The sequence below is a fragment of the Archangium sp. genome (assembly GCF_057119385.1).
Map to the genome: position 1 here is coordinate 1 of NZ_DBNGVP010000070.1, position 19,047 is coordinate 19,047.

At 69.0% G+C, this 19,047-nt stretch carries 16 protein-coding genes and 1 pseudogene; 8 read left to right on the plus strand and 9 right to left on the minus strand.

Annotation, left to right across the window (positions count from 1 at the left end; genetic code table 11):
• Positions 1-708 (plus strand): annotated as a pseudogene (locus AC16DP_RS16240) (hypothetical protein); the annotation flags it as partial.
• Entirely contained in the window at positions 705-2,045 is a 1,341-nt protein-coding gene (locus AC16DP_RS16245; protein WP_329727200.1) for a hypothetical protein, read from the plus strand. The pseudogene AC16DP_RS16240 and the gene AC16DP_RS16245, both read left to right, overlap by 4 nt.
• Positions 2,046-2,131: 86 nt before the next feature.
• Here AC16DP_RS16245 and AC16DP_RS16250 read toward each other — a convergent pair whose 3' ends face one another.
• The 3 genes from AC16DP_RS16250 to metG are packed head-to-tail and all read right to left on the minus strand — an operon-like array spanning position 2,132 to position 6,014.
• On the minus strand, positions 2,132-2,923 hold the full coding sequence (locus AC16DP_RS16250) for a TatD family hydrolase (protein WP_329727199.1): 792 nt from the start codon (positions 2,921-2,923) through the stop codon (positions 2,132-2,134).
• Positions 2,920-3,900: a HEAT repeat domain-containing protein gene (locus AC16DP_RS16255; protein ID WP_329727198.1), complete on the minus strand. Its 981-nt coding sequence runs from the start codon at positions 3,898-3,900 to the stop codon at positions 2,920-2,922. The genes AC16DP_RS16250 and AC16DP_RS16255 overlap by 4 nt, the downstream gene beginning before the upstream one ends.
• Before the next feature lie 2 nt (positions 3,901-3,902).
• Positions 3,903-6,014 (minus strand): methionine--tRNA ligase, encoded by a 2,112-nt coding sequence (metG, locus tag AC16DP_RS16260; RefSeq protein WP_329727197.1) that lies wholly within the window; start codon positions 6,012-6,014, stop codon positions 3,903-3,905.
• Positions 6,015-6,129: 115 nt separating this feature from the next.
• Between metG and AC16DP_RS16265 the strand changes: the two genes are divergently transcribed.
• The 4 genes from AC16DP_RS16265 (at position 6,130) to AC16DP_RS16280 (ending at position 9,005) form a co-directional block, all read left to right on the plus strand.
• Positions 6,130-6,924, plus strand: a complete 795-nt coding sequence (locus tag AC16DP_RS16265; RefSeq protein WP_329727196.1) for an NRDE family protein — start codon at positions 6,130-6,132, stop codon at positions 6,922-6,924.
• Between the two features lie 90 nt (positions 6,925-7,014).
• A complete protein-coding gene (locus AC16DP_RS16270) occupies positions 7,015-7,557 on the plus strand; it encodes a hypothetical protein (protein WP_329727195.1) in 543 nt (180 codons plus the stop codon).
• 9 nt (positions 7,558-7,566) lie between these two features.
• Positions 7,567-8,496, plus strand: a complete 930-nt coding sequence (locus AC16DP_RS16275; protein ID WP_329727194.1) for a DUF2381 family protein — start codon at positions 7,567-7,569, stop codon at positions 8,494-8,496.
• 11 nt (positions 8,497-8,507) lie between these two features.
• Entirely contained in the window at positions 8,508-9,005 is a 498-nt protein-coding gene (locus AC16DP_RS16280; RefSeq protein ID WP_329727193.1) for a serine/threonine protein kinase, read from the plus strand.
• Between the two features lie 166 nt (positions 9,006-9,171).
• On the opposite strand, the gene AC16DP_RS16285 is transcribed toward AC16DP_RS16280, so the two are convergent.
• The 3 genes from AC16DP_RS16285 to AC16DP_RS16295 all read right to left on the minus strand — a co-directional run bounded on the left by AC16DP_RS16285 (position 9,172) and on the right by AC16DP_RS16295 (position 12,627).
• Positions 9,172-10,419 carry a trans-sulfuration enzyme family protein gene (locus AC16DP_RS16285; RefSeq protein WP_329727192.1) on the minus strand — a complete coding sequence of 416 codons (1,248 nt, stop codon included), beginning with the start codon at positions 10,417-10,419 and terminating at the stop codon, positions 9,172-9,174.
• A gap of 128 nt (positions 10,420-10,547) precedes the next feature.
• Complete coding sequence (locus tag AC16DP_RS16290) at positions 10,548-11,744, minus strand: sensor histidine kinase (RefSeq protein ID WP_329727191.1); 1,197 nt, start codon at positions 11,742-11,744, stop codon at positions 10,548-10,550.
• Between the two features lie 25 nt (positions 11,745-11,769).
• On the minus strand, positions 11,770-12,627 hold the full coding sequence (locus AC16DP_RS16295) for an alpha/beta fold hydrolase (RefSeq protein WP_329727190.1): 858 nt from the start codon (positions 12,625-12,627) through the stop codon (positions 11,770-11,772).
• Between the two features lie 166 nt (positions 12,628-12,793).
• On the opposite strand from AC16DP_RS16295, the gene AC16DP_RS16300 reads away from it, so the two are divergent.
• Positions 12,794-13,348, plus strand: coding sequence for an Lrp/AsnC family transcriptional regulator (locus AC16DP_RS16300; RefSeq protein ID WP_329727189.1), 555 nt, complete (start codon positions 12,794-12,796; stop codon positions 13,346-13,348).
• Here AC16DP_RS16300 and holA read toward each other — a convergent pair.
• The 3 genes from holA to AC16DP_RS16315 form a co-directional block, all read right to left on the minus strand.
• Positions 13,308-14,624 carry a DNA polymerase III subunit delta gene (holA, locus tag AC16DP_RS16305; RefSeq protein WP_329727188.1) on the minus strand — a complete coding sequence of 439 codons (1,317 nt, stop codon included), beginning with the start codon at positions 14,622-14,624 and terminating at the stop codon, positions 13,308-13,310. The two genes, AC16DP_RS16300 and holA, sit on opposite strands and share 41 nt — an antisense overlap.
• Positions 14,621-15,649 carry a DNA polymerase III subunit delta' gene (gene holB / locus AC16DP_RS16310; RefSeq protein ID WP_329727187.1) on the minus strand — a complete coding sequence of 343 codons (1,029 nt, stop codon included), beginning with the start codon at positions 15,647-15,649 and terminating at the stop codon, positions 14,621-14,623. The genes holA and holB overlap by 4 nt, the downstream gene beginning before the upstream one ends.
• 157 nt (positions 15,650-15,806) lie before the next feature.
• Positions 15,807-16,736: a TIGR02757 family protein gene (locus AC16DP_RS16315; protein WP_329727186.1), complete on the minus strand. Its 930-nt coding sequence runs from the start codon at positions 16,734-16,736 to the stop codon at positions 15,807-15,809.
• A 250-nt stretch (positions 16,737-16,986) separates the two neighbouring features.
• Here AC16DP_RS16315 and AC16DP_RS16320 point away from each other — a divergent pair, with 250 nt between their 5' ends.
• Positions 16,987-18,951, plus strand: coding sequence for a WD40/YVTN/BNR-like repeat-containing protein (locus AC16DP_RS16320; protein WP_329727185.1), 1,965 nt, complete (start codon positions 16,987-16,989; stop codon positions 18,949-18,951).
• Positions 18,952-19,047: the final 96 nt, after the last annotated feature.

Below are 19,047 nucleotides of genomic sequence, written 5' to 3' on the forward strand. Positions count from 1 at the left end.
CTCGAGGCCACGGGCCCGCGCCTGCCCAAGGACGTGAAGGTGCTGGAGCAGCACCGCCCCGCCCTCGAAGCCCCACCGCCCGAGGCCCAGGGCAGCCCGCGCTGGCGCGAGTACGTGGAGTACTACAACGAGCGCTTCAAGGAGGTGGAGAGTGGCACGGCCGCCGAGGGCCCCCTGAAGTGGGCGCCTTACGAGCAGTTGCGCGGGTGGTTTGCCCGGGGGCTGGCCTTCGAGCGCGACATGGTGAGGCTGCTGAAAGCGGACGCGGAGAAGCCGCGGGCCCAGCGCAGCCTCCTCGGGGATTTCGACAGGCCTCGCATCGAAATCCAGGTGGGCGTGAGGAAGCCGGGCACCGGCCTGCGCTTCGCGGATGTGCTCGTCGTTGAAGAAGGCGCGCTCGGGGGAGGGCCGCGGCGCGTGGAGTCGTTCAGCTTCAAGAGCCGAAATCTCTCGCTGTTGGACGAAGGAGCCCTGAGACGTCAGGTGATTGAGGACGCGAAGGAAGCTCTGCAGAAGTACGGCGGGAGTCTGGATATCCGCCGGGATTCCCTCCAACGTCCTTTCGGTGCGGCTGGCGAGGTTCCCGTTCAGCGGGTGCGCCTCATCTACGAGGGCGGCGACCTCAAACCCATCAATGTAAACGAGTTGAAGAGAGCCGTGAACGCGGCCAAGGCAGCCGTTCCGGGAGTCGAGGTGTTGTTCCAATGAAGCGACTGAGTGTGCACGACTTGAAGCCGGAGGATCGCCTTCGACTCACTTTCGACGGTGCCTTCGACCAGCAGGTTGCACTGGAAAGAGAGCTGGAGCCCTTTCTCCAAGCGCTTGAAAGGTACGCCGCCGGGTGGATGCCGGACGTCGCTGAAGGCAAGCGCCGACGCAAATACACCCGCGCTGCAATCTGGACGGCCCTAGAGGAGGGTCGTGACGATGTGTTCACGAGCCTAGGGTTCTATCGCACGAAGTGGCCCGCGCTGGACATGACCCTCTGGCTCTGGCTCCCTCCCCGACATCCCAAACTGGACATTACGGTCAACGTGCAGCCGCTTTCTTTCTTCGCCGAGGAGGAGCGCTGTGGCCAATTTGTCGAGATGGTGCGCGCGTGGGCCTTGCGTTACCCGGTCACCCATGCGGCGGCACACAGCAGTGATGACATGGAATTGACAGGCTCTCCCAATTTCGGTCGCGACGACGAGACTGAATACAGAGACGGGTACGACAAAATCTACGAGGTGTCCTGGCTCAACGTCTTCGGACCCAAACTGGTGGAGACGGTTGGCCGCGAGCGCATGTTGTCCACTCCAGCCCACCGGGTGGACGAACTGCCCAACGGCTCCATCCTCCTGGTGACGTGGCCAACAGTGGCGGATTTCGCCAGCGAGGAGGCACGGCTCGCACAGGCCCGCGCTCACGCCCACCTCCGGCCGGACCTCGACTTCGACACCATTCTGAGCACCTTGCATGAGCGCAGTGCCATGCTCGCCCCCGTGGAACCCCGCTTCCCGCCGGACCTGGCTCCGCTGCTCTCCCGTGTGGTGGACCGCGCCCCCAGCTACGAGCGCCAGCGCAGAATCGCTGAACTCAACGCGTGGCGACCACCCGAGCCCGAGGAGTGGCTCCCGGTAGATGCCGCCCTGCCTTCGGACGTAGAGAATGTAGAGCGCGCTCTCCAGCAGTACAGACTCTACGCCGAGCACCTCGTGGCCCTACTTCACTCGGAGGTGCCCTCAATCTTCGAGGCGACACCCGAGTCCCTCTCGGATGCCGACTTCTACTTCTGGCGGGAGGAGTTCCCGAAAAGTCGCCTTCGGGAGGCCATCGACGAGCACGCGGTGCCCGCCATTGGTGCGTACCTGGGTGAAGTGCTGGTGCGCAACCTTGACGGCAGGTGGATACCGCGCCAGAAGCTTGATGAGGCACAGGTACTGGTGGGCAACCGCGTCTGGCTTCCATTCGTCCGAGCCCGTAACTACATGCGCTCTCGACAGTCGCTGTTGGACTGCTCCCTTACGTACCTCTACCGCATGGCGGAGCGGTGCCGGGACTAACGGAGAACTGCACCGAGGCCGCAGCCATCTTCCCGGCTCTGGCTCCATGTGAACCCCGAATTTGGCCCTCCATGGTTGTTACCGCGTCACACCGTGAATCCAAACAATGCCGCCGCGTTGGCCGTGGTCACCTCGGCCACCCGCTCGAGCGTCACGCCCTTCAGCTCGGCGACCTTCTTCGCCGTCTCGACCACGTACGAGGGCTCGTTCTTCTTGCCGCGATACGGGATGGGCGCGAGGTACGGGCTGTCCGTCTCCACCATCAACCGGTCCAGCGGCGCGAAGCGCACCGCGTCCTGCAACGCCTCGGTCTTCTTGTAGGTGACCACGCCCGACAGCGACAGCAGGAATCCCAGGTCCAGGTAGCGCCGCGCCGCCTCGGTGTCCCCCGTGAAGCAGTGGATGACGCCCCGGCTCATGCCCTCCTCCTTCAGGATGGCCTCGCACTCGGGATGCGCGTCCCCGCCCTTCGTCGACTCGCGCACGTGCACCACCAGCGGCTTGCCCAGACGCTTCGCCAGCACGCACTGCCTGCGGAACACCTCCCGCTGCACGTCCCGCGCGGAGTGCTCGTAGTAGTAGTCCAGCCCCGCCTCGCCCACCGCGTGGATCTCCGGCCGGGCACAGGTGCGCTCCAGGTGCTCGAAGTCCGCCTCGGTGGCTCGGGCCGCCTCGTGCGGATGGATGCCGAGCGTCGCCGTGAGGAACTCCGGATGCGCGGCGGCGACCTCCAGCGCGATGCCCCAATCCCCCGGGCCCTGGAACTGGCCGACGATGACCGCGTGCACCAGCCCCGCGGCACGGGCCCGCTCCAGCGCGGCGTTCACGTACTCGGAATCGGCACGATCGAAGTGGCAATGTGAATCAACGAGCCTCATGGCATCTCCTGGATGAGCTCGGAGAGCTCGGCACGGGCTTCCTGCGACAACGAGGGCAGCACCGCGCGGACGCGGTCACGGCCCTCGGGAAGGCCGAGCAGCCACAGGCCCTCGGCGGCATCGAGCCGGTAGTCCTCGGGGACTCCGGGTTCATCCATCAACGCGAGCAACCACGGCAGGGCCTTCGGGTCCGCCAGGCGGCCCAGTCCCCGCGCCGCCGCGCCCCGGCAGTCGTCCTTCGGATCCGTGAGGATGGTGTGCAGCCGCTCGAGCGCGCCCGAGGCCTTCACCTCGCCACACAGCTCCACGGCGAGCGCACGGTCCTGCGCCCAGTTCCACCGCCGCCGCTCCGTCCGCTTGAGGAGCCAGGCGGCCCCCTCGGCATCCCCCAGCTTCGCGAGCACGCCCGCGGCCTGGGTCTTGTCGAAGGCGGGCAGCATCCACCGGCGGAACAGCCGCTGCACGGCCGGCAGTGCTCGCGCGTCCCCCAGCTCGGCCATCGCCCCGAGCGCCCGGAAACGCAGCAGCTCCTCGTCGAGCGCCTCCACGAGCACTTCCAGCCCCGCCGGGTGCTTGAGGGCGGCCATGCCCCGGGCGGCCTCGAAGCGGACCTCGAAGACGGGGTCCTCCAGGGCCTGCGCCAACAACCCCCGGCAGTCCGGCCGGGCGAGGTCCGCGAGGCGCCCGGCGGCCTCCAGGCGCACGAGGCTCTCCTGATCGGCGAGCTGCGTGGCGAAGAAGCCGGGGAGCTCCTCGGCGGCGAGCACCGCGGTGGCCATGCCCACGCCCGTGCGGCGCACGGCCACCTGCTTGTCGGCCAGCAACCGCTGGAACGACGCGGACATCTCGGGCGCGCGTGAGGCGTCCTCGGCGGCGAGGTGGAAGAGCAACTCCGCCGCCTCCATGCGCAACCCCGGGTGCTTCTCTCGCTCGAGGGCGAGAAGCGCCCGGTCCCGTTCGGCCCGCCAGTCCGTCACGCTCACTTCACCTCGGAGCCGGGAGGCATATCCCCCGGATCCAGCAAGGAGAGGTTCTTCCCGCCAGGTCCGGCGGTGAGGATCATCCCGCGCGATTCGATGCCCCTCAGCATGCGCGGCTTGAGGTTGGCCACCACCACCACGTTGCGGCCCTGCACCTGCTCGGGCTGGAAGGCCTCCGCGATGCCGGAGCAGATGGTGCGCGGCTGGCCCTCGCCCAGGTCCACGGTGAGCTTCAGCAGCTTGTCCGCCTTGGGCACGCGCTCGGCGGCGAGCACCTTGCCCACCTTGAGCACCACCTTGCCGAAGTCACCGATCTCGATCTCCCCGGGCGCGGCCTCGGCGGCGGGCGCGGCGGGCTTGGCCTCGGCAGCGGGCTTCGGCTCGGCGGCCTTCTTCTCGCCCTTGTCCCCCTTGCCCTTCTTCTCCTCCTTGGCCGGCTCGGCGGCGGCGGGAGTCTGGCCGAGGATGGCGTTGACGCGCTCCTCCTCCAGACGCGGCAGGAGCGGCTCGGGGGTGCCCACGGGCCGGCTGCGGTCCAGCAGCGGGTAGCGCGCGGTGGCGAGCGCCTCGAAGGTGAGCGGCGGCGCGTTGAGCTGCGCGAACAGCTTCTCCGTCACGCGCGGAATCACCGGCGTCAGCAGCGCGCCCAGCAGGTAGGCCACCTCGGCGGCATCGCTCAGGTCGGCGCGAGCGGCCTCGGGATCCGTCTTCACCTTGGCCCACGGGGCCGCGGTCTGGAGGAAGCCGTTCGCCGACTGGGAGATCTCCGTGATGACGCGGATGGCGTTGCGGTACTCCAGCTTCTCGAACGCCTCGCGCACCTCGGGGACCCGGGCCAGCGCGGCCTCCACCAGCGCCTTGCCGGGACCCTCCTTCGTGGCGGGAGCCAGACGCTTCTCCAGCGCCGCACCCGCCAGCATGGACAGGCTGCGGTTGGCCAGGTTGCCGATGTTGTTCACCAGCTCGCCGTTCACCCGCAGGCGGAAGTCCTTGAGGCTCAGGTCGAGGTCCTCGACTCCAGCGCCCAGCATGGCCGCGTAGAAGTAGCGCAGGTAGCTCGGATCCAGGTGCTCCAGGTAGGAGCGCACGGGGATGAGCGTGCCGCGGCTCTTGCTCATCTTCTCGCCGTTGACCGTGAGGTGGCCGTGCACCTTCACGCTCTCGGGCCGCTTGAGGCCGGCCTCCTTGAGCACCGCCGGCCAGAAGAGCGCGTGGAAGTAGACGATGTCCTTGCCGATGAAGTGGATGATGCGGGCGTCACTGTCCTCGGCCCAGTAGTCCAGGGCGCTCTTCGCCTTGCCCGTCGTCTTCGCCCACTTCTCCGTGGTGGCGATGTACCCGATGGGAGCATCCAGCCAGACGTAGAAGTACTTGTCCGTCTCACCCGGGATGGAGAAGCCGAAGTACGGGCCATCGCGGCTGATGTCCCAGTCCGCCAGACCCTGCTCGAAGAAGCCCTGGAGCTGGGTGGCGAGGCCGGGGTGGAGGAACCCGGGCTTGCGCAGCGTCTCCTGCAGGAAGTCCGCGTGGCGCGACAGCTTGAAGAACAGGTGCGAGGACTTGCGGCGCACCGGCGGCGTCCCGCACAGGGCGCACCGGGGCTCGATGAGGTCCGTGGGGGCGTAGGCCTTGCCGCACTTCTCGCAGGCGTCGCCGTACTGATCGGCCGCCTTGCAGTTGGGACAGGTGCCCTTGATGAAGCGGTCCGGCAGGAAGCGCTTGTCCGTCTCGCAGTAGGCCTGCTCGATGTCGCGCTTCTCGATGTCGCCCTGGTCCTTCAGCTTGCCGTAGATGAACTCGGCGTAGTGCTTGTTCTCGGGCGAGTTGGTGGAGTGGAAGTAGTCGACGCTGACGCCGAGGTCGCGGAAGTCCGCCTGGTGCGCGTCGTACCAGCGGGCGACGAACTCCTCGGGCTTGAGACCCTGCTTCGCGGCGTTGATCTCGATGGGAGTGCCGTGGGTGTCGTCGGCGCAGAAGTAGACGACGTCCTTGCCGCAGGAGCGCAGGAAGCGCACGTAGATGTCGGTCTGGACGTACTCGACGGCATGGCCGATGTGGATGGGGCCGTTCGCATACGGCAGCGCGCTGGTGACGAGGATTCTCTCCGCCATGGGTTCTCCTGAAGGGCGGCGGACATTAGCCGCTCGGAGGGCTCCGGTCATCGGGAAGTAATCAAGGAACGCACCTGATGCACCGGGGTCCCGGAGCTGTTATCGACCCCACACGATGTGCACCATCGCCATCCTCCGCCACATCCACCCCGAGTGGCCGCTCGTCCTGGCCGCCAACCGCGACGAGTTCCACGCCCGCCCGGCCGCTGGCCCCCAGGTCCTGTCCCTCTCTCCCCGGGTCGTCGGAGGCCGCGACCTGGAGCGTCAGGGGACGTGGATGGGCGTGACGGACGGGGGCTTCTTCGTGGGCCTGACGAATCAGCGCGGCTCCGCCAACCTGACGCGGGCCCCTCGCTCGCGGGGCGAGGTGGTGATGCGCGCCCTGCGGGCCCAGAGCGTGGAAGGGGTCGACCGCTACCTCGCGGGGCTGGATGCCCGGGAGTACAACCCCTTCAACCTCCTCTATGGGGACGCCGGGGTGCTCCGGGTGGCGTACGCCCGCCCGGACTCCGAGCGGATTCGCCAGGAGGACGTCCCGCCGGGCGTCCACGTGCTGCCCAACGACGAGCTCGACACCCCGGCCCTGCCCAAGGTGGCGAGGGCCCGGAAGCTGGCCGAGAAGGCCGCCCGGAAGCCCTGGCCCGAGGCCGTCGCGGAGCTCCAGGCCCTCCTCTCGGACCACCTGCTGCCCGAGCGCGTGCCGGAGCTCCTCCTCCAGGAGTTCCCGCCGGAGCTGCACGAGCGCCTCCGCCAGTACCAGGCGCTCTGCATCCACACGCCCGAATATGGGACGCGCTCGTCGGCCATCGTCGCGCTGGCGCCAGGACGGGTGGCCCACTACCTCGCCGCCGACGTGGCCCCATGCCAGGGGCCGTTCCAGGACGTCACGCCGCTGCTCTACCCGGGGTGACGGCCCCGGTCGCACGCGGGACCCGACCAACGAGGTCTCGACTTCCCACGGGAGAAGTATCATCCTCGCCTCGACTCTGGAGGTAGAGGCATGGACTTGAACGTGAGACAGGAGTTGAAGCGCGCGGGACTCGAGCCGGACTGGCCTGAACGGCTTCAGGTGCCCATCGAGTTCGATGCGCATGGACGAGCGCTCCCGCTGGGCGAGGAGGTGCCGGTGGCGGACGACTCGTGGAGGATGGTGCACGTGAAGCTCAAGCCCATCTCGCGGCTCTGGACGGTCGCGGAGAAGACGCCGTTGCCGCTGAAGGCCCCTCCGCGCCACGACGCCTTCCTGCATCTGCTGCAGTCGACGGCAGTCATCTACTGCACGGCCATGGACAAGCCCGAGACAGATGCCGAGTTCGAGCGGCTCTACCTCATGCTGCGTCTGCGTCCGGATGGCCTGGACTGCCACCCGCTCTTCTCGTACCTGCAAGGGGCGGCGCGCCTGTACCTGTCGCTGTGCAGCGTGAGCCGGGCCGAGTACGAGGACCTGCTGCAACGGCTCTGCAAGCTGGCCCAGCGCTTCCGCTCGCACCCGGACAGCACCGGCTACCACGACAAGATGCTCTCCCCTCACTTCGGCTCCTGAGACCCGGCCATGCGCCCCCTTTCACCCATCCGCTGCATGCCCTTGCTGCTCCTCCTGGCGTCCGTGGCGCAGGCCCTCGAGCCCGGCGCCAGGACGGAGATCAGGACGCTGCTGCTCTCGGAACACCCCGCCCGGACGGCGAACAACGTCTATGTATCCGGCCAGGTCTCCACCACCCTGCGCTTCGAGCAGGAACCCGATCCGGCCAGGACCCGCCTGCTGGGGTGGGAGGGGCGGTTCGAGCGTCCGCTCGTGGGAAGCAAGAAGGTGGTGCTGGAACCGCTGCGGGACCTGGGCGAGGACGAGTGGGTTCCCCTGCTCGTGACGCTCGTGGATGGGACCGAATTCTCGTTCCTCGTGAGGTCACCGCGCCGTGAGAAGTGGGGATGGACGGACCATCAGGTGAATGTGTTCAAGGACCGCGAGAGCTACAACGCGGTGCTGTCGGCCCTCAATGACTCACGCAAGAGAGAGCTCAAGCTGAGCGAGGAGAACGAGCGCCTCAAGAAGGAGGAGAACTCGGTGGACCACGCCTTCGCCACGCTGCTCGTCAATGGGCAGGTGGAGAAGACGCCTTTTCGGAGGAAGCGAGTGGCGGTCCTCAAGAGCGAGGACATGGACATGAAGGTCGAGGTTTTCGAGGGGCCAGGAAAGGCAGCAGCCTTGATTCACCTGACCAACACGTACAACGACGAGCCGTGGATATTCAGGGATGCCCGGCTGACCGCCGACCTCACGACATACACTGCTCGACCCTTCGCGCTTCGCGTGAGCCGGGCCGAGCTCTCCCCCGGTCAGTCGGGAAGAATCGCGGTGGTGGCGGACCAGAGTGCCTTCGAGTCGGAAGCGGGCCTCGTTGATCTGGTCCTGGAGATCTTCCGCGAAGACGGGGAGCTGCAGGTGCTTGTGAACCTGGATCAGAAGTTGATTCGGAAGTAGAGGTGACATCCATGCCCATGACCCAAGCGCTCTTCATCGGCTCCGTTGTGCTCTTCGGTGCGGCCTCTGGCTGCGTGGCGACCAATGTCGGTGTGGTAGCTCTGCGGCCGGATGGAACCCCAGGTCCCCAGGAATGCCCGGAGGAGGCCAAGAAGGCGATGCGCTACATGAAACTGCGCGTCGGGAATGGCGCATGGGTGGAACTCGACGCGAACCAGATCAAGTCAAAGCCCATCACGCTCTACGATGGTCCAATCGAGAGCATGCTGCAGGGTCAACTCGGTACGCTCGAGTCCACTACCCGTTTGTACGGGCAGGTCTGGACGGGCGGTCCGCAGGTCGTCATCCGGTACTACGAGGCCCACCCGCCGGACAGCGAGAAGGTGCCCATCTGCGCGGTAGCCCGGTTGAGCGAGAATCAGCTCCGGAAGCGGCCTGAATCGCTGCCTGGAACCGCCATCCTCGACTTCTCCGTGGCGGGGGTCGACATCGTCGACTCGTTCCGCTGAGGGCTGGCGCGGTCCACCGCCCTCCTCGGGATGCCGCGCCCGTTGTCAGGATTTTCCGCGCCTTTTCGTCTCTATCGGTAGCTGCCCGGCCGGAGATGCCGAACACGCACCGGTAATCGCCTGTAAAGCGATCGCGGTTCAACTCCGCCCTTGGCCTTGGAAAAGGTCACCCAACCCAAACGGCATCTCCACTCGGGCGGCGATTCTTCTCACTCCCCTCCCCCACCTCGGGGCCGAGCACCTGCACCCCCTCCAGGGCGCGCTGCAGATCGGCCCAGAGGTCCTCGGGGCTCTCCAGTCCCACGCTGACCCGGAGCATACCCGCGCAGATGCCACTGGCCTCGCGGTGCTTCTCGTCCACCACGCGGTGCGTGAGGCTCGCCGGGTGCTGGATGAGCGAGTCCACCGAGCCGAGGCTCACCGCGGGCGTGAGCAGCTCCACCCGCTCCATCACCTGGGCCGCCGCCTTCGCGCCCCCCACCACCTCGAAGGACAGCAGGCACCCGGGCCCGCGCATCTGCCGCCCGATGAGGCCCTCGGGATCACACCCCGCGAGCCCCGGGTACCACGTGCGCAACACGGCCGGGTGCGAGGCCAGCCGCTGCGCGAGGAACATGGCACCGCGCTGCGACTCGCGGACGCGCACGGGCAGCGTCGCGAGGCCCCGGTGCAGCATGTAGCCCGCCTCGGGGTGGAGCACGCCGCCCGTGGCGATGCGCACCTGGCGCAGCCGCGCCGCCCAGACGGCGTTCGTGGCCACCACGCCGCCCATGACGTCACCGTGCCCGCCGAGGAACTTCGTCGCGCTGTGCAGCACCAGCGAGGCCCCGAGCGCCAGCGGGTTCTGCAGCACCGGCGTGGCGAACGTGGAGTCCACCAGCACCGGCACCTCGCCCGCCTGCGCCACCACCCGGGCAACATCGATGAGCGCCAGCGTGGGGTTGGCCGGCGTCTCCACCACCACGAGCGCCGTGTCCGGACGCAGCGCCTTGCTCACGTGGTGCGGATGCGTCCAGGTGACCTCCACGCCCAGCAGGCCGCTGTCCAGCAGATGGTCCGTGCCGCCGTAGACGGGACGGCACGCCACCACGTGCTTGCCGCCCTGGCGCGCCGCGAGCAGCACCGCCGTCAGCGCCGCCATGCCCGAGCCGAACGCCACCGCCTCCTCGGCGCCCTCCAGCGCGGCCAGCGCCTTCTCGAAGCGCACCACGGTGGGGTTGTGCAGCCGGGCGTAGATGGGGTTGTCCCGCAGGGGACCGCCCTGGGCGAGCGCGTCGAAGCACTCGCCGATGCCCCCCATGCTGCCCACGGGATAGGTGGTGGAGAGATCGATCGGCGGCGCATGGACGCCGAGCCCGGCCAGGTCTTCCCGGCCAGAGTGGACCGCACGCGTTTCGAACCCGAGCTTCTTCATCCGAATTTCCTCCCGTCCAAGGGGCACGGGAAGAAATTACGCATCCATGCAGCGGAGAGACATCGAATAGGCTGCGGAACCGTGCGGCGCAAGGGGCCTGGGACCGAATCGGCTTCGGCCAGGGCCCGTCACTGCCGCAAGGGCAGCAGCAGGGTGAACCGGGTTCCGCGTCCCGGCTCCGACTCCACCGAGATGGAGCCGTTGTGGTTCTCCACCACCTTGCGGCAGATGGCCAGACCGATGCCCTGCCCCGGGCTGTCCGGATCCAGCTTCTTCAGCGCCTCGAACACGTAGTCGCTGTAGCGGTTGTCGAACCCCATCCCGTTGTCCGCGTAGAGGATCCGCGCGAAGTCGGTGTAGTGGTACCTGCCCGTGTTGGCCCGGTAGGTGTTGTGCTGGATGACGTGGCACTCGATGCCGATCCGCGGGCTCTCCTCGGGCCTGCGGAACTTCACCGAGTTGTCGAGCAGCTGGAAGAACAACATCATCAGCTGCCGGCGCCGGCCCTGGAGCACGGGGAGCGGCTCGCTGCGCAGCTCCATCATCGTGCCGGCCCTCTCGGTCACCAGCTGCCGGGCGCCACCCACCACATCGCCCAGCTCCACGTCCTCGAGCGGCTCCTGGGTGTCGTCCAGCGACACGAACTCCTGGAGCGCCATCACCAGCTGCTCCATCCTCGCGCTCTGGAGCTTGATCCGATCCAACGAGCGCTGGCCCGTCGCCGACAACACCTGGCGGTCCTGCTGGGTGAAGAGACTCGAGAACATGGAGAGCTTGCGGATGGGCTCTCGCAGGTCATGGGACAGGATGGTGCTGATGCGGGTGAGCTCCTGGTTCTTCTGCTCCAGCCGGCTGAGCTTCTGGTCCAGCTCCCGGGCATGCAGCTCCAGCTCCCGCCGGGCCCGGGTCAGCTCCTCGTTGTTGCGCAGCGCCTCTTCCGCCGTCCGCTTCGCCGCCAGCAGCTCGTCCTCGTACTTGCCGCGGTTGCGCACCGGGATGAGCGCGCACTGATTGACGACGCCCCCCTCGTGCTCCTTGCGCACGGCGTTGAGGAGCACGGGGATGCTCTCCCCGCTCCGGGAGCGCAGCGAGAGGAAGATCTCCTCCGCCTTGCCCTGCATCCGGAGCATCGGGAAGAGATGCGTCTGGTAGAACATGCGGCTGGCCAGCGTCAGGAACGACTCCACGCGGCCGCCCACCAGCTCTCCAGTGCCGTACCCGAGCATCTCCGCCAACGTGCCGTTGACGGCCACGAGGGTCCCGTCATCGGTGAACGAGAAGACCCCACAGGGCGCGGTGTTCAACGCATCGTCCATGGGCTGCATCGGCTCGACCTCTTCTCACGCGGCGTCAGGACATGGAGCCCTGACCCAGGTAGTCCTTGATGAGGGAGGTGGTCTCCTCGGGAGCACTCATGTGCGGACAGTGACCCGTGGCACGAGTGAGCCGCAGCGTGCTGCGCGCCAGGTTCCTGTGAAGGTAATCGCCCACCTGCCTGGGCGCGATCAAATCCTCCGAGCACTGGAGGATGAGCGAGGGCACGGTCAGCTTGGGGAGATCCTTCCGGTTGTCGGAGAAGAACGTCACCTCCGCGAACCGCCGGGCAATGGTCGGATCCGTGGAGCAGAAGCTCTCCGTCAGCTCCTGGTTCAGCTCCGGCCGGTCTGGCCGGTTCATCACCCTGGGCGCCAGGAAGTTCGCCCAGCCGATGTAGTTCTTGTCCATCGTCTGCAGCAGCTCCTCGATGTCCTGCCGCTCGAAGCCGCCCACGTAGTCGGGGGCCTCGTTGAGGTAGCGGGGCGAGGGAGCCACCAGGACGAGACGATGGAAACGCTCGGGCTCGCGGATGGCGGCCAGCAGCCCGATCATGCTGCTCACCGAGTGCCCGACGAAGATGATGTCCCTCAGGTCGAGCGCCCGGCAGATGTCGAGGATGTCCTCCGCGTAGCCATTCAGACTGGAGTACCGCTCGCGGTTGTACGCGTGGAGGTCCGATTTGCCCGAGCCGACGTAGTCGAACAGGACCACCCGGTAGTCCGCCTCGAAGGCGGGGGCCACGAAGCGCCACATGTGCTGATCACAACCGAAGCCGTGAGCGAAGAGGATCGGCTGGGTCCCCCGGCCCGTCACCTGGACGTTGTTGCGGGACAGGATGTCGTGGGCCAGGGGCTTCGAAGCCCGGAGAGACACGTCTTCACGGTGGAGCATGACATCATGCGCTACCACTTGAGCGCGGTCCCCACCAGGGAGGATGGCCACCTCGCCGGAACCGCCCCCTCTTTCTGTCCGTTGGACGGATTTCACTCCGCGGAGCAGGTTCAAGTTCGACACTTCGGCCGGGTGAACCCGCGCTGACCGGAATACGCTTCCCCACATGGAAGGAACCTCGAACCTGGACGCCATCGACTTCGCCATCCTGGAGGCGCTGCAGAAGAACGCGCGGCTGTCGAACAAGGAGCTGGCCGCGGAGGTGGGGCTCGCGCAGTCGAGCTGTCTGGCGCGGGTGACGCGGCTGCGCGAGACGGGCGTGCTCAAGTCCTTCCACGCCGAGGTGGAGCCGCGCGCGGTGGGAATCGGGCTGCAGGCGATGATCGCCGTGCGGCTGAGGCAGCACTCGCGGGAGATGGTGGAGGAGTTCCGGCACCACGCGCTGTCGCTGCCGCAGGTGCTGGCCGTCTACCACGTGGCGGGAGCCAACGACTTCCTCGTGCACGTGGCGGTGCGGGACGCGGACCACCTGAGGGACCTGGGCATGGACGCCTTCACCACGCGGCCCGAGGTGGCCCACCTGGAGACGTCGCTCATCTTCGAGTACGTCCGCAGCCCCGGGCTGCCGCTCTACGGGCCCCAGGGCGCCGGGCAGCGCGCGGCCCCCAGCGAAAAGCCCGTCAGGCGCTCCCGCAAACGGTCCAGAGCAGCCGCTCGATGACGAGCTTGCCGCTCGCGGAGGACTTGAGCGCCAGGTCCGCGTCGGCGCACGCCACCAGCGCGTCGAGCAGCTCGCGCCGCTTGTAGCGCGCCGCCCCCTGCATCGCGAGGAACGCCGCGTACGGGTGCGGGGCCTTGCCCTTGGCCGCCTTGGCCTCCTCCTCGACCCGGGGGAACACCCGCGACTTGAAGTCCGGGTATGAGCGCGGCAGCGAGCCGCCCGCGTACTTCTCCAGCCGCTCGTGGTTCTCCAGCATGCCGCGCGTGATGGAGGCCACCGCGCCCAGCAGCTGCAGGCCGTGCACCCCCTGTCCCATCGCGTCCATCGTGTAGTCCAGCGCCGCCTTGAAGTTGCGGTTCTGCAGCGCCTCGGACAGCTCGAAGAACTCCTCCTCGCGCGTGTGCGCCACCAGCAGCGCCACGTCCTGGGCCTCGATCACCGGGCCCTGCGCGTACGTGGCCAGCTTCTCCAGCTCCGACTGCAGGAGCCGCACGTTGCCGCCGATGCGCTCCTTGAGCTGCTCCGCCGCGCCCTTGCCCAGCTTCTTCTTGAAGGGCCGGAGAAACTCCTCGGCGAGCGGCTCGAGCTCGAAGTCCTTGTGGCGCGCCGCCACCTTGCGCTCGACGACGCGGCCCTTGTCCGCCGCCAGCTTCACCAGCGGATTCTTCGCGTCCACCTCCGAGGCCGCCAGCACCAGCGCGTGCCCCGGCGGCACGCCCTTCTGGAAGAGCTCCAGCAGCGCGCTCGCGTCACCCTCGGGCGCCGAAATCCGCTCCTCGCGGCAGAACGTGGCCACCTCCTTGAGGAAGACCAGGTCCGCCTCGGCGAGGTCCACGTTCAGCTCGTCCTTCCACTGGTCCACCGAGGGCGCGCCCGAAGCCCCCGGATCGAGCTGCTCCACGCCCCACCCCGCCCGCGCCGCCAGCGCCAGCAGCCGCCGCGCGCCCTCCTTGCGCTTGCCCGCCTTCCACGCCTCGCGCGCCTTGCCCAGCGCGTCCCCGCGGCCCTTCTTCGGCGCGAGGAACTCCGGATCGCGCACCAGCACCACCTTGCGCCCGGGGAAGAGGGGCAACGTGGCCAGCTCCTGCGCCACCTCGCGCGGCGAGCCCGCGTCCAGCACCGCGAAGTTCAACCCCGCCGACGCGTCCGGCAGCAGCACCTTCACCAGCTCGTCCGCGCCCCGCCGCACCAGGTACTCCTCGCCCGACAACAGGTAGAGCGGCGCCACCTTGCCGGCCTTCGCCTCGTCCAGCACGTCCTCGATGTCCGCGCTCATCGCCCCTCCAGCAGCTCGATGAGCATCCGCTCCAGCTGCAGCCTCGGCGCCGCGTTGCGCTCCACGATGGTCGCCTTCGTCTTCTCCAGCAGCGCGTGCCGGCGGTGCAGCACCGTCTCGTGCGTGCGCGCCGCCACCTCCCGCGCCAGCTCCAGCATGTCCTGGTTGGCCAGCCGCTCCACGCCCGCCTTCGCCAGCGACACGTCCCGCGTCCACATGGAGAGGATGGACAACGCCTGCTCGGCCTCCTCGCGCGAGGCGCCAAAGGTCTCGGCCCAGCGCAGCATGGCGCCCACCTCGCCGGGCTTCAGGGCCTCGAAGCCACTGATGACGTCCTTGCGCGCCGCGAGCGCCTCGAGGTCCAACGCCAGGGCGCGCCCCAGACTGCCGCCCGCCATCACCGCCGCGAGCTCCGCCGTCTGGGCGTCCAGCTTGCGCTCCTTCTGGAGCCGCTCGGCGACGAGCGCCACGGGCAGCGGGCCGAAGTGCACCTTGCTGCAGCGGCTGCGGATGGTGGGCAGCATCTTGTCCGGCGCCGAGGCCAGCAGGATGAGCGTGGTGTCCGAGGGCGGCTCCTCGAGCGTCTTGAGGAAGGCGTTCTGCGCCTGCGGGTTCATCATGTGCGCATCCACCACGATGGCCACCTTGCGCTTGGACTCGAGCCCGCGCAGGGTGATGCGCTCCAGCAGCCCGCGGATCTGCTCCACGCGGATCTCCCGGCTGGGAGTGCCCTGGATGTCCGAGCGCCCCGCGAGTCCACGCTCGACGCGCTGGGCATCGGGCATGAGCCAGGAGACGTCCGGGTGGGCGCCCTTGGCGATGCGGGTGCAGCTGGAGCAGGAGCCACAGCCCTCATCGGGCTTCTCCGGGCACGTGAGGGCCTGGGCGAGCCCCACGGCGGCGAGCTCCTTGCCGACCCCCTCGGGGCCGGCGAAGAGATAGGCGTGATGAACGGAGCCGCCGCGCAGAGCCGCGAGGAGCGCGTCGATGGCGCGAGGCTGTCCGACGACCGAGGCCAACGTCATGGGGCGTGTATCCCCGCTCGCGGCGTCCCCGTCAACCACTCAGGAGGTAGCCTTCCCCTCTCCCGCCGGGAGAGGGTCGGGGTGAGGGTATCGGACCCCTTGGGTTGCCCCCGTGTGTGCCCCCTCTCCCTCTGGGAGAGGGCTGGGGTGAGGGTCATCACTTCACGCGGCTCCGCGCCTTCACGGTCTTCTGTCCCACGGAACACGCGGGGAGCAACTTGCACCGGGAGCAATTCTCCGGAATGGGCTTCGTGGGGCACACGCCGCTCATGCCGTAGTGACACAGCGCGAAGTCGAAGCGCACGGGGTCCGAGGCATCCAGGGCGCGCAGGGAGGCCGTCACCTCCTCGGCGGTGCGCCAGCTCAGGTCATTGCGGCGGGTCAGCCCCAGGTGCTTCGAGATCCGTCCAATATGCGTATCCAGCGGGATGAGCAGCGCCGAGGGGCTCACCCGCGTCCAGATGCCGAGGTCCACGCCATCCGGGCCGCGCACCATCCACCGGAGGAACAGATTGAGCCGCTTGGCCGCGCCGGCTCCGAGGGGCGAGGGCAACAGGTGCTGCAACCCGCGCTCGGGCCCGAGCGCCTCGCGCAGGGGCTCCATGGGCACGTCCCGCAGAGCGGAGGTGAACGCATCCAGCGCGCCATGCCAGGAGCCCCGGGCCTCCAGCCCCTGGACGAAGAGCGCCTCCAGGCTCCCGAGCTCACGCAGGGCCCGGCCCATGCCCAGCAGCAGCACCGCCACGTCCGTGCCCACGTTGAAGCGGTAGACGAAGCCCGAGAGCAGCTCGCGCGCCCCGGCCACATCCAGCGCGCGCACGAAGGCGGCCGGGGACGGGCCCATGCGCGCGAGCAGAGCATCCACCTTGGGCCGGAACAGGTCCGCGCGCCCGTACGCCAGGGCCGCGGCCAGCAGCGCGCTCACCTCGATGTCCCTCGGGTCGCGGTAGCGGTGGGGAAACTCGAGCGGATCGAACGCGATGCGCGCCCGGCTGTCCGTCGACGCCAGGAAGGCATCCAGGCAGGGGCGCAGGCGAGCGGCGTCTCGCGGGCTCAGCCCTGTGGATCCTCGAGCTCTCGGGGGCATGGTTCAGACACTCCGTAGCCTGGAGCAACGCACTCCGCCACGGAGTTCATCCATGAACCCCTCCCCGGGGCCAGGAGGGGCCTGGAGGGATCACCCCGGCAGCCCGCGGCCGCGGCCTTCGCGGACACCGCCAACCATCTCCGCGAGGTATGGGCCGCCCGATTTCGCCTCCCCTTCTGGGGGATTTTCAGCGACAGTCCGGCCTCCACCAGGGCAGTGGCCGGCAGTCCCTGGCAGTCGAGGGAACTCCATGTCACGACCCTACCTGTCGCGCGCGGCGCTCGCGCTCGCGTGCCTGCTCACCTGGACGAATGGCTGCAAGCGGGAGGAGCCGCCCGCCCCGGACATCGAGAAGGCCCCCGCGTGTCCCACGGCCGCGGAGCTCGACGCACTCCCCTTGCCCGCCGCGGTCCCCACCACCGGCACCGGCTCGTGCCGCGATGGCTGGTGCTGGGTGAGTCATGAGCCCCAGGGCCACCACCTCCATGCCGTCTGGGCGCACCCCACCGGGGGGGTCTGGATGGCGGGCCAGGCCGGCACGGTGCTGCACCAGGCGCCGCAGGGCCAGTGGACGTGGCAGTCCACGCCCACCTCGCAGACACTCCGCGGCATCTGGGGCGCGAGTCCGGCCGACCTCTGGGCCGTGGGCGACGCGGGGACGCTCCTGCACTTCGATGGCTCCGCGTGGACGGCCGTCCCGGCCCCCGGGGACGCCGTGGACCTGCTCTCCGTGGAGGGCGCTTCGTCCCATGAGGTGTGGGCCGCGGGCAAGAGCGGGCGCCTGTTGCGCTGGAACGGCAGCGCGTGGGCCCTGGTGCCCAGCGGCACCTCGGCGAACCTGAGGGGCGTGTCGGTCCTATCGGCCGATGACGTGTGGGTCGGTGTCGAGGATGCCGGGCTGCTGCGCTGCACGCCCACGGGCTGTGCGGCCCAGGCCGTGCCTTCCGAGGTCGCCGCCACCACGACTCCCGTGGGCATGTGGGAGCGGAACTCCGGGCGGTGGGTGACCTTCGGCGCCCAACCTGAGTCCTACTTCTGGAAGGACGGAGCCTGGAGCGAGGAGCGCATCCCGCCGCCCCCCAGCTCGGGCATCAGCACCTACTCGGGCCTCTGGGTGGGCGGCGCCAACGACGCCTGGGTCTTCGTCTACCAGACCTGGGCCCCGAGCATGGCGTCCAAGCAGATCCTTCACTGGGATGGCAGCACGTGGACGACCCTCGAGGAGCCCAGGACGGACACGTCGACCCGGCGCACCTCCTCGCTGTGGAACGTGCACACCACCGGTGGGTCGGGCCCGTCCGACCTCTGGGCCGTGGGGGACGAGGGAGCCATCCTGCGCTGGGACGGAAGCGCCTGGCGGGACCAGCGCCAGCTGCGCGGCCTTCCCGCGGCCTACAGTCCCAGCACCCCCTCGGTTCGTGAGGCGTACTTCGTGGAGCTCTCGGCCAGCCCCGATGGGGCCGTGGTCTGGGCCAACCCGGGCGGGCCGTCCCGCGTCGACGTGGCCGCGTCGACGTGGGCGACGTCCGAGGGCACCTGGCATGCGCACCTGATCCCGCCCCCCCGCCGCACCGTCAGCTCCCCCCAGTTCACGGTCTCCGGCACGGGCATCCAACCGTTGCAGGGCCTGCTCCCCGGAGACCCGGAGCCCTGGAGGACCCGTGTCCACGCCAGCGCGCGGGACAACGTCTGGGCGATGGACCAGCAGCGCGTCTGGGCGTGGGAGGGCCAGGCGTGGCGCATCGCGCTCGAGGGCCAGGGCGAGCTGTTCGCCGTGTGGACCCACGGCCCGAAGGACACGTGGGTGGCCGGCACCGGGAAGCTGCTGCACTGGGACGGCGAGGGCTGGCAGGAGCACCCGACGCCCGGCTTCACCGCGTCCGCGTTGTGGGGCTCCTGGCGCCGTGACATGTGGGCCGTGGGCCGCAAGGGCGACACGGCGGGCCTCTTCCACTGGGATGGAAAGGACTGGAGCGAGGTGTCGAGCGACGCGCTCCAGGGCATCGAGCGCCTGCTGGCGGTCACGGGCCGCTGCACGAGCGAGGTGTACGCCGTGGGCACGGGAGGGGCGCTGCTGCACTGGGACGGCGCCTCGTGGCGGCGCATGGCCCTCCCCACCACCCTGGACCTCTACGGCGTGACGCCGGTGGGCAGGGAGCTGTGGGTCTCGGGGGCGCAGGGGGCCATCCTGCGCCAGCCTCGGCCAACGCCGTAGCGCCGAGGCGAGCGCGCTCTGGAGACATCCGGGGCGCCAGGCACCGTGACGAAGCCTGGCGCTCCCTCTCTCCCCGCGCTCGCGCCGGGCGTCCCC

Coding starts and splice junctions, on each gene's coding strand:
- AC16DP_RS16245 (WP_329727200.1), top strand. CDS start 705: ATGAAGCGACTGAGTGTGCACGACTTGAAGCCGGAGGATCGCCTTCGA.
- AC16DP_RS16250 (WP_329727199.1), bottom strand. CDS start 2,923: ATGAGGCTCGTTGATTCACATTGCCACTTCGATCGTGCCGATTCCGAG.
- metG (WP_329727197.1), bottom strand. CDS start 6,014: ATGGCGGAGAGAATCCTCGTCACCAGCGCGCTGCCGTATGCGAACGGC.
- AC16DP_RS16265 (WP_329727196.1), top strand. CDS start 6,130: ATGTGCACCATCGCCATCCTCCGCCACATCCACCCCGAGTGGCCGCTC.
- AC16DP_RS16270 (WP_329727195.1), top strand. CDS start 7,015: ATGGACTTGAACGTGAGACAGGAGTTGAAGCGCGCGGGACTCGAGCCG.
- AC16DP_RS16275 (WP_329727194.1), top strand. CDS start 7,567: ATGCGCCCCCTTTCACCCATCCGCTGCATGCCCTTGCTGCTCCTCCTG.
- AC16DP_RS16280 (WP_329727193.1), top strand. CDS start 8,508: ATGCCCATGACCCAAGCGCTCTTCATCGGCTCCGTTGTGCTCTTCGGT.
- AC16DP_RS16285 (WP_329727192.1), bottom strand. CDS start 10,419: ATGAAGAAGCTCGGGTTCGAAACGCGTGCGGTCCACTCTGGCCGGGAA.
- AC16DP_RS16290 (WP_329727191.1), bottom strand. CDS start 11,744: ATGCAGCCCATGGACGATGCGTTGAACACCGCGCCCTGTGGGGTCTTC.
- AC16DP_RS16295 (WP_329727190.1), bottom strand. CDS start 12,627: ATGCTCCACCGTGAAGACGTGTCTCTCCGGGCTTCGAAGCCCCTGGCC.
- AC16DP_RS16300 (WP_329727189.1), top strand. CDS start 12,794: ATGGAAGGAACCTCGAACCTGGACGCCATCGACTTCGCCATCCTGGAG.
- holA (WP_329727188.1), bottom strand. CDS start 14,624: ATGAGCGCGGACATCGAGGACGTGCTGGACGAGGCGAAGGCCGGCAAG.
- holB (WP_329727187.1), bottom strand. CDS start 15,649: ATGACGTTGGCCTCGGTCGTCGGACAGCCTCGCGCCATCGACGCGCTC.
- AC16DP_RS16315 (WP_329727186.1), bottom strand. CDS start 16,736: ATGCCCCCGAGAGCTCGAGGATCCACAGGGCTGAGCCCGCGAGACGCC.
- AC16DP_RS16320 (WP_329727185.1), top strand. CDS start 16,987: ATGTCACGACCCTACCTGTCGCGCGCGGCGCTCGCGCTCGCGTGCCTG.